Source organism: Dysgonomonas gadei ATCC BAA-286 (assembly GCF_000213555.1).
Taxonomy (GTDB): Bacteria; Bacteroidota; Bacteroidia; order Bacteroidales; family Dysgonomonadaceae; genus Dysgonomonas; species Dysgonomonas gadei.
Window position 1 is genome coordinate 90,806 of record NZ_GL891988.1, and the last position, 14,488, is coordinate 105,293.

A 14,488-nucleotide genomic window follows, 5' to 3' on the forward strand; every position below is an offset into this window, starting at 1 on the left:
GTTTTGACGTTTGCCGAAACCTGGAATATACAATGGAAGAAATAAGAGGCTTTTACCTTTAAGAAGGAAAAGACCAATGCATAAAAAAGCATGTTCATCGTTTTCCGCAAAGCAACAAAACAACGTTTTCCAGAGGGTCGTTTTACGGACATTTTACACCGGAAATGAAAGCGTATCCGTTTTTCCCAGCTAGAAGTAAAAACCGAAAATGTTAATTAAAAGGGGAAATTTAAAACACTTAAAAGTAAAAAAAATGAAAAAGCTTATTTTTTTCTTGGCTGTAACAGTAGTATCTGTTTTATTTACAGGATGCTCTAATGAGATAACGGATGAAGGCCCTGCAAATGTGGCAACGAAAGCGACGGTAACCATCCCTCACAATACAATCATCACTTCAGATGTTACGTGGAGTAATACGAATGAGTATATCCTGAACGGGAAAGTCTATGTAAAGGCACCTGCCACACTGACTATTCAGGCAGGAACTACAGTGAAAGGTGTATATAATGCCGATCCGGAACTGGCCTCTGCCTTAGTCGTAACACGCGGAGCAAAAATCAGCGCTATCGGTACTTTAACCAGTCCGGTAATCCTGACTGCCCAAAATGGACAGGAAGGCGGTTGGGGAGGACTTGTTCTTCTTGGGAAAGCTCCTCTTAACAGAGTCGATCAGTTGATAGAAGGTATTAATCCTTCCGTTGTGCCTTCAGGCGTTGACGTGTATTACGGAGGAGGCGGAGCCGGACTAGGTGATGCTGACGACAATTCAGGAACATTACGCTATGTACGTGTGGAATACGCCGGGGCTAAAATCTCAGAAGCGAATGAATTAAATGCCTTTACTTTCGGAGGAGTAGGCCGCGGAACAACATTAGACCATTTACAAGCTTACCGCGGAGCTGATGATGCATTTGAATTTTTCGGAGGGACTGCAGATGCTAAATATCTGGTTTCTACCGCGACAGACGATGATGCTTTTGACTTCGATTTCGGTTACCGGGGGCGTATCCAGTTTGCCGTTTCCACTATTGATCCTTCATTGAGCTATTCCAGCGATCCTAATGGTATCGAGTGTGATAATGACGGAACCGGATCAGCGGCAGAACCTTTTACGCATCCTACATTAAGTAACCTTACAATCAGCGGTACACAATCAGGTTCGGCAGCCAATGCTTTAAAGTCTGCAGCTAACTTCCGTAGAAATGCACAGTTCACTTTAGTAAACAGTGTACTTTATGGATTCCCTTCAGGCGTGCTCAAAGAAACAACCAACTCGTTCACATTATTGAATAATGTGGTTTCTTCTACAGTTGCTAATCAGGAATTCAACGCGTTTACTCCTGATGTAAGCAATCTTGCCAGAGCCTGGAATAATCTGATTCTCTCTAGTCCATTTGGCGCATACAAATCAAGCGCTCTGCAACCTACCGGTGGCGCAGCAATAGATGGAAGTTACTATTCACATACAGATACCTGGTTTACCAATACACAATATAAAGGTGCTTTAGGTAGTAGCGGTGCTAACTGGTTAACACAAGGAAGCTGGGTGAGATAACGGATAATGAAAAGATCAAATTCTGATTAAATAAACAAATAAACAGGAGTACATACCGGTGGGTACCTATCGGTTATGTACCCTGTTTGAAAATAAATATAAACAAATGAGACAAAAAATATGGATGGGTATTATCTGCCTCTTCCTTCTTTCAATAACGAGTTGTAGTACAGATGAAGAATTAAATGACACAGTTGATGGATTTTATACATTAAATGCTGACTTTGTCTCCCCTTCCAATATCAGAAACAATTACGCTATATTGTTTAATAATGATACAATAAAGAATACATACTATGTAGGCAGGGCCAATCCCTCCGGAATATTGACGGTCTTTGAAAAAGGAAGCAAAGAGCCGGTTTATACGGAAGAGTTGAAGCTGGCAAGCAATATGAATGTTCAATTCATCAAACTTGGAGACAAAATAGATACCTATTCCGATGATAAATACACGAAATTCAGCCTGGATATAAAATGGGCTACAAATGAAGACCGGGACAAATATAAAGCAACTTTTAATGGTTCTGAATTAAATACAGAGCAGGGGAATATCAATTATGTATTGACAGAAGCGCTAACGGGCTCATTGCAACTGAAAAAGATAGATGACGGAAATTTAGTACTCGACAGGGAAATAACTGTGGAACCAAATGGAACGTTTACATTCTTACAGTTGTCATCTACTGAATTTTTAGCTATGCCTCCGGGAGATGAAGAAGACCCTGAGTCAAATGATTATAAAAAGATAAGAGTATACTACACCATAACAGACGACTTAAGGGAAGAATCTTATACAATTAAATTCTATACCTTCGATTCATGGTTATACGATAAAGAACAGGTGGTAGATATTGGCTATGAATTTGAAATTAAAGCAGGGGAATTATCTCCTTATATTTTAGTGTACGGACGTACTTTTGAAAACGAAAATGGTGATGGCGGGCCGGCTTTCCTTACATACGATCTGATTGCAAAAGACGGGACTGTAGTAAGGGAACATGATCCAAACCAAACAGGAATAACCTTTAATGATCCGGATTGGGGCGGAGGAGATTATTACAAATATTTAAATAAGTTTGAGACTTACAATATAAATTTTATTGGAGCTGGAACCTTAGTCTTAGAAGAAAAATGGGAATAATTATTTTTATTCTATCATTAATGTTGATTAACAGGATTTTAGAGCAAGTGAAGCTGAATTTTTCCGGAAAAGTTTATCTATGTAGGTAAGCTGGTAGCCTTTAGCTGGTAGCTGATAGCTCTTTGAAGGAATGAATAAGCCCCCTCAATCCCCCAAGGGGGACTTACAGAGAGGGAAAAAGTAGCAGGAGAAAAGAGAGGGAAAATATGTAACTTTTGTAACCTTTGTTACCTTTTTGGAATTGTAGGGGTGCCCCTTGTGGGTACCCGCTAATAGCAATAACGGGCGACCACAAGGGGGCACCTACAAAGAATGCAAAATGTGTTACCTTTGTTACCTTTTTCATTTTAACCACGGAGTCAAAGGAGTAACACGGAGTTTTTAATAAACGGGATGCTTCGCTTCACTCAGCATGACAGGGTATAAGAGTCCTCAAAAGGCTAACGGCTAAAAGCTATCCGCTAATAGCTAATTCTGTTACTGATGACTGCTAACTGTTCACTGATTTCGTGTTACTTCTGTTACTTTTTAACCATATATGGTTAATATATGTAAAAATAATAGTATAAAAACAGTAAATAAAGTGTCAGATGTGTCAGGTTTTAACGCTATATAGTTAATTAATGTAAAACTAATTAATAGTTATAACTATTGATTTTGTGCACTACCCTGATAGAACTAATGGCTTTGTAATACATTGTATAATCTCCTGTATATTATGAAAGATAAGAGTCTTTTACATATTTGGTTTCAAAAACGGGGAAGTTATCTTGTCATATCCCTTTTTGCATTATTGTTTATGACAGGATGCTCTTCTGACGATGATGATACTGTTCCTGTTGCGATTTCATACACGACATTGATTTATATGGCCGCAGATAATTCATTGGACAGTGATGTGGATTATACTATCGCGAAAATAAAAGAAGGAGCTAAGAAAAGTGCAGGAACAGCAGTGATATATGTAGACAGGAAAGACGCTTCCCCACGGCTTTTCAAAGTCAATAGGGACGGGACAGAAACCGTCCTGAAAAGCTATGAAGAAGAAAATTCCGCGGATGCTGAAACATTGGTACGTGTCATTCAGGAAACAAAGCAATTGGTGCCTTCCGAAACATTCGGGCTGGTAATCTGGTCGCATTCTATGGGCTGGTACCCTGCCACTTATATCGAAGAAGAGAGTAATGAAAATATCAGGTTGAAATATGTAGCCATCGATGAAAATCCCGATATACCGGAAAGCTCCATTTCTTTTATGGAAGTGGATGACATGGCAAAAGCATTGCCGGACAAAGTAGCCGAATATATCTGGTTCGATGTCTGCCTGATGGGGACAGTGGAGGGCTTGTATGAGTTTCGCAGTAAGGCGGATTACCTTGTGGCTTCACCGACAGAGGTATTGTTTGCAGCAGATTACGATGCCTCGGGTGTTCCTTATGCTAAGGTTCTGCCATTACTGTTTGGGGGTAAGAACGAATTGACGGATGCCTGTAAAATCTATTACAGGCATTATAACGAAATGAAATATGAAATTCTTCGTTCGGCAAGCATTACGTTGATAGATGCCAAAGAGTTGGATGGGTTATACGCGGAAACAGAGAAAATTCTTTCGGGGAAATTATTGGATATTGAAAATATGACAACCGAAGGTATTCAGACATATCATACTAAAAATATCCCGCAGATATTTTTCGATTTCGCAAACTTTATCAAAGTAAGCAGTACAACAGAGCAATACAGTTCATTCGAAAAACAGCTTTCCCGGGTTGTCCTTTATAAAGCGGCCACAGCTACTTTTATGGTCAGCGCGGATAATAAGTTTAGCATCGATCCGGCAAAATTTAGCGGGTTGAGTGTATATATCCCTTTGCTGAGGTGGAAAGGGACGAATGATTACCGGTATTATTTCTCACGGATGGAATGGAGTGAAGTATATGGAGAATAAGTAATCTTTAAATTGAAACTAAATTACTTCTTCCAGAGATGCATACGATAATATTTATCAGGATGTATCGGTAAAGTTGAGACTGCATTCTTTCATAAATTTGATCTGGCAGCAAATGAGAAAATAGTTTATATTTCATTCTTTCTAAAGACTTTCGGAGTAGCCTGCTCACTCTTTTTAAAGAACTTAATAAAATGTGACGGATCTTCGAATCCCAGACAGAAAGCTATCTCATTGATCGTCCAGTTGGTATGTTTCAGCAAGGCTCTTGCTTCTAAGGCTATCCGCTCTGAGATTAATAGCTTTGTAGTTTTTCCTGTGACTTCTTTCAGTACCTTGTTCAGGTGATTGACATGGATATTTAGCTGCTGTGCATAGTCACCGGGAGAATGAAGGCGAATACTTTGTATGGTCGACTCTATCGGAAACTGTCTTTCCAGTAGTTCGAGGAATAAAGATGTGATTCTGTCAGAGGCATGAGATTCTTTATGTCCAACAGGCTGCATTATAGCAGGACGCATCTTTAATGCGGTGTGAATAAGTTCTGTAACCAGATTTCGAAGGACATCGTATTTATAGACATAATCGGAATTAATCTCCGAAAACATCTTGTCATAAATTATACGTACCTGCCTGAATTCTTCATCATTCAGATCCAAGATAGGTATTCCATGAGGCTGAAACAAAGGATAGGCTTTAAAATCGCCATATCCTTTGAAAAAATCTTCCGTGAAAACACAAAATGCGCCTGTCTTATCCAGACTCAAAGGTTCCCAGTTATAGGGAACCTGAGGATTTGCAAACAACAGCATGTTATTTTCCACAACCAGCGTTTTGTCGGCATAATGAACGGTATTACTACCGGATATCAGGCTTATTTTATAGTAATCCTTACGGCTGTATGGGATCGTATGATCCGGTTGTATATAATCATCCAGAGAAAAGACATTGAACTGGCCTATCTTTCCGATAATCTCACTAGGTAAGATCCCTAATTTAATGCGATAAAAATCTGCTAATGACAATGCCTTTTCCATTATAATACAAGCTTAAATACTCTTTTCCTTTTTAAATATTTTGTCCTCCTGAAACCTCAATCCGCTGGGCATTCACCCATCGTGCGTCATCAGTACATAAAAATGCAACTACTCCGCCAATATCCTCGGGCAAACCGACTCTTCCTAATGGGATCGTACTGGCGGTTATTTTATTGACCTGTTCGTTATCTCTGACAATACCTCCGCCAAAATCAGTGGCTATAGCACCAGGAGCAACAGCGTTAGACCGAATACCTCTGGCTCCAAGTTCTTTTGCCTGATATCTTGTTAATACCTCAATAGCTCCTTTCATAGATGCATAAGCGGAATATCCGGGCCGGGAGAAACGTGCCAGACCTGTTGAGATATTGATGATACCACCTCCGTCTTCGAGTATGTTCAATGCTTTTTGGGTAAAGAAATAAACACCCTTGAAATGGATATTGAAAAGACTGTCGAAATCCTCTTCGGTTGTTTCGGCAAAAAGAGAATTAATTCCGATGCCTGCGTTATTTACCAGATAGTTTATTTTCTGAGTACCAAATTTCACAGACAACTCCTGCTTAAGTAATTCGAAAAAAGAATCGAAGCTTTTTACATCGGCAGTATTGAGTTGGAGAGCAATGGCTTTTTGTCCGAGTTGCTCTATCTCTGCGATTGTTCCTAAAGCACTTTCCTTTTTGCTGTTGTAGGTAAGGACTACATCCAGCCCTTTACGGGCTATATTTAAAGCCATATTTTTACCTAGCCCACGGCTGCCGCCTGTTACTAATGCGATTTTTGATTGTTGTGACATAATTCAATAGTTTTAATTACAACACAAAGATACTGGTATATAGCTCATTGATACTGTATGATTCAATCCGCTTATGGTAAAAATCAAATAATTGGCTAGCTTCTCTTCGAAAGACTTTAGTTGTATATCAGAATATAAGCATTTAGATATGTTGCTAAAAACAGCCAAAGAATATAGGGAATAAATAAGATCCCACTCACTTTTTGCGCCGGATAACATTTAAAAGCATAATATAATACACCCAGATCCAACAAGATAATATTGATAAAACCTAAAAGAGGGTTTTGCAGATAAAAGAATGAAATGCTCCATGTAAAATTAAGGAACAACTGAACCGCAAATAATGAGGTGAGAAATTTCTTGTTCCGTTCTTTTGAGTTCAATATCAGCCCAATAGAAATGCCCATACATAGGTATATTATACTCCAAGCAATAGGAAAAGCTATATTGGGCGGAGTTATTTCCGGTTTATTCAATGTCGGATACCATGTTTGTATAGATTCCGATTGAAAATAACTGGCTGTGAATCCGACTAAAAAACAAATTATTACAGGAAGTAATATGTATAAAAATTTTCTCATATGGATGAATGTTAGTTCTTGTTATCGCTGTTATGCTATGATCTCCCAATCCTCAATCCCTCCTTCTATTGTTTCAAATAAAGGATGCGGTTTTAACTCAGTCAATGCAGGTAGCTTTATAAAAAGTTCCGGGCTTCGTTTTTGAAGTTTTCGCCTCAGATGCTCATACTCATATTCCAATTGCCCTTTGGTTACAGGGATGGGAGAAATATACTCAATCATCCGGATCTTTTCTTTGCTATATGAAAAATTCCTTCTCATAGCTTCTTTGTATACTTCGGTAAGGAAAGCATCGATGTAGAGATTTGGATCAGGACTATTCTTAAAACGAATCAATTGAGGGTGATTCATATATCCCTTGGTCTTTCCTAAAAGCACATTCTTAGCCAATAACCCTTCACGCCACGAGGCATTAAGCCCTGCCGAGTCAAGATACTGAGGATGTAAAGACCATAACCGCATGTATTATTTTGCTAAGAGTTTTTCGATAGTCCCCGCAATCTTTGACGGATTAGTTATCGGAGCATATCGGTCAATGACATTTCCTTCTCTGTCGATCAGGAACTTAGTAAAGTTCCATTTTATAGAATCCCCTAGGATTCCTTTGCTATTTTGCTTCAGGTATTTATAAAGAGGATCTGCATTATCTCCGTTTACCTCAATCTTGCCAAATGTGGTAAATGTAGTTTTATACTTCATTTCGCAGAAAGAGGTAATTTCATCATTGGTTCCGGGGGCCTGTTTTCCAAACTGATTGCACGGAAAATCCAATATTTCAAAGCCCTGATCCTTATATTTAAGATATAAATCCTGTAAATCCTTATACTGTGGGGTGAAGCCACATGCCGTAGCTGTATTAACAATCAGCAGCACCTTTCCCTTATAGTTGGATAACGGGACATCATTGCCTTTGCTACTCTTTACGGTAAAATCATATATACTCATAATATACTTGTTTTACGATATACAACAATCTCAAACGATTTTAGATTAGACGGTGGTAATTTTTATTGAAATATCCTTTACTCGCTTTATAAATAGACATTGATTATTTCAATAGTAAGATGACAATTGCAATCAGAGCGGGCAAAGCCTGCTTGAAGAAGATTGATTTCTGAGCAGTGATAGCTCCATAAATTCCGGCAATAGCGACACAGCTAAGAAAGAATAATGCTATATTCTGGCTCCAGTCCGGACTGTCAATCAACAAAGACCAGATGAGTCCGGCTGCCAGAAATCCATTGTACAAACCTTGATTAGCAGCCAGTCCTTTGGTCTTCTCGAATAACTCATCCGGTATACTTTTGAATGTCTTACGTCCCTTTGTCGTCCATGCAAACATTTCAAGCCAAAGGATATAAATATGCTCAAGAGCTACAAGCCCTATTAATATTTTAGATAATATTTCCATCTGCCTAACCTTTATAATAGTATTTACTGTACGAAGTTATATATTTAAAGAATACAGTGTTTCCCCAAAAGATTTATTTTACAAGACGATTCTTACATTCTTTGTCTTTTTTCATTTCTTTTTTCTGATTTTTCTTTTCATTTTATGTTAAATAGTAAAAATGCCATCGATCGAATAACTATAAATAATGAGATTCTATATTATAAATCGCAATTTCTAGGTATTTATATAGATAAAAGAAAGAACGAATTTTGCATTGTATTTTAATTTTTGTGAAAATAACAATAAAAAAATGAATAAGATAAAGATTAAGAATATCCAAAATATTTGGATAAAATTAAACTCTCCATTCAAAATCATAGCTTCCATTCTCATCCTCTTTTTTTCTTGCATATCTTTTGCTAACGCTCAAAGTCCTAAATATAGTATTTCCGGAAAAATCCTTGAGGAAAGTGATCAAAAACAATTGGTAGGGATGGAATATGTAACGGTTTCTATTCCTGAATATGCGATGGGGACAGTAACTAATGAGGATGGATATTTTGCCATGCAAAATATTCCTTCCGGAAAAGTAAGATTTAAAGCCAAGTATGTAGGCATGCTTGAGATTGACACATTGCTTGAAGTCAATAAAGATATCTCATTATCATTTACATTGAAAAAAGAGAACTTCAGGCTATCGACAGTAGTTATTACAGCGACGAATAATAAGGCCGGACAATCTACGGCATCTTTCATATCCCGTAATGCGATTGATCACCTCCAGGCAACTAACTTATCAGATATTGCATCATTACTGCCGGGAGGTCTAACATCTAATCCTAACCTGACGAATGCTAAGCAGATTAAAATTAGAGAAGTCTCGGCCGATAACTTGGGAGTTTCAATGATGAATACTTTTGGTTTATCTATTATCAAAGATGGCTCACCTATCTCTAATAATGCTAATTTGCAGCTAATGAGTCCTTCTGTTGCCGGAGCAACAACAACTTTAGCGGGTGGTACTCCTCCAACCGGCGGAACAGATCTTCGGCTGATTTCTACTGATAATATAGAATCGGTAGAGATTATAAGAGGCATTCCTTCTGTACAATATGGGGACCTCACCTCTGGAGCTATTATTATAAACTCGAGAGCAGGTCAGCACCCTCTACGTGTCGCAGCCAAGACAAATTCAAATGTTTATCAGTTTTCAGCTGCATCAGGATTCAATCTGGGAGGTAATAAAGGTGCTTTAAATGTAAGTGGAGATTATGCGCATAATACCAATGATCCTACAGAGTCATATAAAACTTACGAACGTAGTAATATTAAGGTTCTTTATTCTAACCGGTTTTTTGATCGGTTATCTACAAATACATCGATTGATTTAGTTTATGGTGCTGATAGAAGAAGGCAGAATCCCGATGATGAAATAACCAAGCTGCATCAAAAAGGAGATAACATTGGCGGAACCCTTAATACGAATGGTATTTTACGGATCGCTACCCCGTGGTTGTCGAATATACGGTATGTTGCCTCTGCTTCTTATACATCCAAAAAGAGTTATATGTCTCAATTGTATACAAATGCGACATCTCCCTATTCGATGACGACAAATGATGGAACTGTTTTATCCAACAGACCCGGAGTCGATATTTTTGACAATAATGGTAATAAAATTACAAACTTCAGTGATGCAGATGCAAATTTATATGCAGTCCAACTGCCTGCTAGTTATGAAGGTAGATATGATATAGAAGGAAAAGAAGTGAATGTGTTTGCTAAACTGATGGGTACTCTGTTTAAGCGATTGGGAAATACAAACCATACTATTTTAGTCGGGGCTGATTTCAAAACTGACGGAAATGAAGGAGCTGGTAAAACTTTTAGCCAGACAGAACCTCCTTATAGAGATCTAAGTGCTCCAAACGCCTCTTTCCGACCAAGAAGCTATAAAGATATCCCCTATGTTAAGCAATTGGGATTATTTGCCGAAGAAAATTTTAGATACAGCTTTGGAGACCACAAACTTCAGATAACCGGAGGGCTTAGATATGATAAAATATCGGTAGTAAAAGATGTTTTCTCTCCCCGGGTAAATGCTTCTTTCGAAATAATTCCTCAAAAACTCTCTATCCGGGGAGGGTATGGGGTAACGGCAAAAGCCCCGAGCACCCTGTTTCTATATCCCGAATTAGCATATTTTGAATATGTAAATATAGATGAGTTAAGCAACGAGGCTATCCCTGAAAGTGAAAGATTGTATATTACAACTACGCGCGTATTCGATACGCAGAATAAAAACCTGAAAATAGCCAAAAGTAAAAAAGCTGAGGTAGGTTTTGACTTGAATATAAAGCAAGCTACCTTATCAGTAACCGGCTTCATTGACAGATTACAGGATGGTTACTCCATGTCTCCTACAATAAATAGTTTCAGGCCGGTCACCTATTATGCTTACCAAAGGATTAATGACGAGATTGTACAAACAGAGGCCTTACCTGTTTTAGCAAAATATTATACACCGACTAATAATATACAATCTAAAGCTAAAGGAGTTGAATTTGATCTCAACTTGGGACGTTTTGATGCTATCAGAACTGCATTTTCTATAAATGGGATGTGGATCAGGAATCAAAGTTATTCGAGCGATTATACCTTTTTTGATGGTAATAGCGGAACGGGTGAGAAAAACCGGACTCATATAGCATTGTATGAGAAAGGAATGGAAAAGAATAACTACCAGCGATTTACTACTACATTGAGAGCCACGCACAATATTCCTGAAATAGGTTTTGTTGTTACTCTGACAGCGCAGGCTATCTGGAACGAATCGCAATGGTACAATTACGGAAACGACTCTATTCCTGTAAAATATATATCGAAGAATGATGGATTAGTATATGATTTTGACCCGGGTAGGAAAGATGAAGCTGAATTTAAGCCATTAATCCGACAGGTTAATGATAAATACTATATCAGAGAGAATTATCCTCCTGCATATACATTTAATATAAATGTAACGAAGGAATTAGGCAATTATATGCGGGTTTCATTTTTTGCCAATAATATGTTTCGAACTTATTATAAAATTAGATCTAACCGGGAACCTAGTACTTACAGGAATAGGAAACAACAGCAACAGTTCTTTTTTGGGATGGAACTATCTCTGACATTGTAAAAGTAATATAAACCAGTAATAAGAAAATGAAAACAAAAAACATACTAGCATATATCCTGTTATTTAGCTCGCTCTTATTTATGGCTTGCAATTCTTTTGAAGAAGCATCCGATGCTGGGGAAGTTAGCGAAATAGATGTAAAAATTAGTGTACAGTCCTTAGTTCCCGGAGTAACTTCATACGAAGGTTTTACTATTACATTTAAAAATGTAAAATACGGTACTGTCTATACCTCCGAACTTAATGAAAGTTCAATAACGCAATTGAAAGTTATTCCGGGCATTTATCAGATTGACGTAAGCGGAGAGTTTATCGATGATTCTCATGATACTTATTTATTGAATGGAAATAAAGTAAACTTCCCGGTTGTTGAAGACGGAGCTACGATAGATATAACTGTAAATGGATTGCGTAAGAATGATTTAATGTTTAAGGAAATATTCTATGCAGGTACTGCGAATTTTTATTTTAGGAATCAATTTTACGAAATATATAACAACTCTGAAGATCAGATAATATATCTCGATGGAGTTCACTTTGCCAATTTAGCCCCGCTTACAGCTACAACAAAACTTCCCCTATGGCCGGAAGAAGATGGAGATAGATACGTGTATGCAGAACGTGTATGGAAATTTCCCGGAAATGGGACAGATTACCCTCTGGCACCGGGAGAATCGTGTGTTATTTCTCAGTTCGCTGCTAACCACCAATTACCTCAATATAATCCGAACTCCCCGATAAATGGATTTTCCTCTGAATTTGAGTTCAATATGGATAATGCTAATTATCCGGATCAGCCAGCCATAGATATGACGCATGTATTCTATGACGGATTAGAGACAAAAGGAAGTTTACCTCAATATTTGACATCTGTCTTTGGAGGAGCATACGTTATTTTTAAACCTCTTGCGGGGGATGTTTACGACCCTGTAAATGATCTGTCTATGCGAACCAAGGATTTATCTGTCACGGCGACCAAATTGTATGCCAAAATTCCGATAACCTATGTTATAGATGCAGTAGAAGCAGGGCATAATGAGAGTATGCTTACAGCTAAACGTGTTCCGGCAGCGTTAGACAAAGGTATGACATATGTTGGGGCTACGTATAATTCACAGGGAGTGGCTCGTAAAAAAATAGGAGAGCATAAAGATGGGACACCTATTTTGCAAGACCTCAATAATAGTACAGAGGACTTTGATAGAGGAGTTGTCCCTGAATTCAGACGTTATGGATCAAAGATGCCAAGTTGGAATCATACGTTGTCCAATAAATAAAGATTGAAGACTAAAAAAGAAAAAGATGAAGAATATTAAACAACTTGTTTCGGCAATTATCCTATTTGTATTCTCAATGGTTGCGTATGGACAAGATAAAATAAACACTCCTGCTGCATTTGAAACATTCAAAGATAGAAGCCAATGGATGTACACAAATAATGCTGCCGGTTTGTTACTGGATAAACCGATAGATTACGCGGAGGTAAAATTCTCATACGATTCTCATTCGGGTAGTTTCCATCGTCCACAAACAGGAGAGAAAATCAATGATCTCAAGTTTGATGTTGAAGGAGCTGTATTTGTGGGAAATGTATATGCTTGGGGTAAGTTTAACTATACTCGTTCTAATATTAAAGATACCCAATTTAATGCTTCTATTATTGATCCGTACCGGGATATGCCATATATGGTTGCAGATACCAATATGAGTAAGTGGAACAATCAGATCTACGATTTACAGTTCAAAGTGGTGACACCTAAAATATGGAATAAATTGTCCCTGGGGTTAGAAGGTAGCTACAATGCTGCTAGTGGAGCTAAGCAACGGGATATTCGCACCGAAAACTACTTCTATATATTACAGGTAAAACCGGGAATTGTATACTCTATCAATAATAACCATCACATAGGTGCAAATTTTGATTTCCAAACATTAAAGGAAGAATCGAATATGTCCAATGTGAATGTCTATGTAGATCAGAACTACTATGCTTTGTATGGATTGGGGACAGCTACCAGGGGACTGGGATCCGGGCGTACGACAAATTATGAAGGAAATGGTATTGGAGGAGGATTTCAGTATAATTATCAGGGATTCTTCAATTTGCTATTTTCATCAAATTATAATTATAAAGTAGAGGATGTAAAAATATCATTTACATCGCCTGAAGAAAATGCAACAGTCAAGAGTAAAATATGGAGTGGTAAGTTGCAATTGAATAAACGGCTCAATAAAACCACTCACTATTTAACCCTGAATTATGCAGATAAGAAAATAGACGGAATTGAAGCTATAACACAATATGATAATACAGAGAATCAGAGTGGATATGTAACTATATATAAAGATATACGCTCAAAGTATAAGTTTCAACAAGCATCACTCGATTATGATTTTACAATTGACAGAGACTTGGAATATAATTGGAAATTCGGAATTGGAGTGAAATATACAAACAAAGAAGATGTCTATCTTACTCCGCGATCTGAAAAAAATGCCGAAAATCTTATTGCTCAATTCAGAATAAAAAAGAATTTTATTCTTTCAGATGATGTATTAAAGAGAAGAGTGTTATTGGGAGCCGACTATAGTTATAATAACAATCTGTCGGGAGGATACAGTTACAATGGCAGCCATCCTGAATATATAGTTGTTACCCAATTTGAACAGACTGATACAGATTATCTTAATTCCAACTTTTATTCCTTGGGCGCAAATCTAACATATTCTCAAAAGATAAAAAAAGATATACTGGCCAATCTGTTTGCTAAGGCTGAGTTTAGATATACGAAAGCTACTTCTTATGAGTTTGGTAATCGAAATCGATTACAAATATCAATAGGATGTAATTTCTAAATA

12 protein-coding genes are annotated in these 14,488 nt (G+C 37.6%); 6 read left to right on the forward strand and 6 right to left on the reverse strand.

What is annotated here, in order from left to right:
- Nucleotides 1-253: 253 nt before the first annotated feature.
- The 3 genes from HMPREF9455_RS21815 (at nucleotide 254) to HMPREF9455_RS16865 (ending at nucleotide 4,641) form a co-directional block, all read left to right on the forward strand.
- Nucleotides 254-1,555: a substrate-binding domain-containing protein gene (locus tag HMPREF9455_RS21815; RefSeq protein WP_148401917.1), complete on the forward strand. Its 1,302-nt coding sequence runs from the start codon at nucleotides 254-256 to the stop codon at nucleotides 1,553-1,555.
- Between the two features lie 106 nt (nucleotides 1,556-1,661).
- On the forward strand, nucleotides 1,662-2,696 hold the full coding sequence (locus HMPREF9455_RS16855) for a hypothetical protein (protein ID WP_006800948.1): 1,035 nt from the start codon (nucleotides 1,662-1,664) through the stop codon (nucleotides 2,694-2,696).
- A gap of 718 nt (nucleotides 2,697-3,414) precedes the next feature.
- The gene (locus HMPREF9455_RS16865) at nucleotides 3,415-4,641 is read left to right on the forward strand and encodes a clostripain-related cysteine peptidase (protein WP_006800949.1); all 1,227 of its coding nucleotides are present in this window, start codon (nucleotides 3,415-3,417) and stop codon (nucleotides 4,639-4,641) included.
- Between the two features lie 128 nt (nucleotides 4,642-4,769).
- Here HMPREF9455_RS16865 and HMPREF9455_RS16870 read toward each other — a convergent pair whose 3' ends face one another.
- From HMPREF9455_RS16870 to HMPREF9455_RS16895, 6 genes are all read right to left on the reverse strand, one after another.
- Entirely contained in the window at nucleotides 4,770-5,678 is a 909-nt protein-coding gene (locus HMPREF9455_RS16870) for a helix-turn-helix domain-containing protein (RefSeq protein WP_006800950.1), read from the reverse strand.
- A 31-nt stretch (nucleotides 5,679-5,709) separates the two neighbouring features.
- On the reverse strand, nucleotides 5,710-6,474 hold the full coding sequence (locus tag HMPREF9455_RS16875) for an SDR family oxidoreductase (protein ID WP_006800951.1): 765 nt from the start codon (nucleotides 6,472-6,474) through the stop codon (nucleotides 5,710-5,712).
- A 116-nt stretch (nucleotides 6,475-6,590) separates the two neighbouring features.
- Nucleotides 6,591-7,055 (reverse strand): TspO/MBR family protein, encoded by a 465-nt coding sequence (locus HMPREF9455_RS16880; RefSeq protein WP_006800952.1) that lies wholly within the window; start codon nucleotides 7,053-7,055, stop codon nucleotides 6,591-6,593.
- Nucleotides 7,056-7,085: 30 nt separating this feature from the next.
- Entirely contained in the window at nucleotides 7,086-7,517 is a 432-nt protein-coding gene (locus tag HMPREF9455_RS16885) for a pyrimidine dimer DNA glycosylase/endonuclease V (RefSeq protein ID WP_006800953.1), read from the reverse strand.
- A gap of 3 nt (nucleotides 7,518-7,520) precedes the next feature.
- Complete coding sequence (locus HMPREF9455_RS16890; RefSeq protein ID WP_006800954.1) at nucleotides 7,521-8,000, reverse strand: glutathione peroxidase; 480 nt, start codon at nucleotides 7,998-8,000, stop codon at nucleotides 7,521-7,523.
- 103 nt (nucleotides 8,001-8,103) lie between these two features.
- Nucleotides 8,104-8,466: a DUF1304 domain-containing protein gene (locus tag HMPREF9455_RS16895; RefSeq protein ID WP_006800955.1), complete on the reverse strand. Its 363-nt coding sequence runs from the start codon at nucleotides 8,464-8,466 to the stop codon at nucleotides 8,104-8,106.
- Between the two features lie 292 nt (nucleotides 8,467-8,758).
- On the opposite strand from HMPREF9455_RS16895, the gene HMPREF9455_RS16900 reads away from it, so the two are divergent.
- Genes HMPREF9455_RS16900 through HMPREF9455_RS16910 form a run of 3 tightly spaced genes read left to right on the forward strand, consistent with a single transcriptional unit; the run spans nucleotide 8,759 to nucleotide 14,485 of the window.
- Nucleotides 8,759-11,629 (forward strand): TonB-dependent receptor, encoded by a 2,871-nt coding sequence (locus tag HMPREF9455_RS16900; protein ID WP_006800956.1) that lies wholly within the window; start codon nucleotides 8,759-8,761, stop codon nucleotides 11,627-11,629.
- A 26-nt stretch (nucleotides 11,630-11,655) separates the two neighbouring features.
- Complete coding sequence (locus HMPREF9455_RS16905) at nucleotides 11,656-12,906, forward strand: DUF4876 domain-containing protein (protein WP_006800957.1); 1,251 nt, start codon at nucleotides 11,656-11,658, stop codon at nucleotides 12,904-12,906.
- 25 nt (nucleotides 12,907-12,931) lie between these two features.
- The gene (locus HMPREF9455_RS16910; protein ID WP_006800958.1) at nucleotides 12,932-14,485 is read left to right on the forward strand and encodes a DUF6850 family outer membrane beta-barrel protein; all 1,554 of its coding nucleotides are present in this window, start codon (nucleotides 12,932-12,934) and stop codon (nucleotides 14,483-14,485) included.
- The last annotated feature ends 3 nt before the right edge of the window (nucleotides 14,486-14,488 follow it).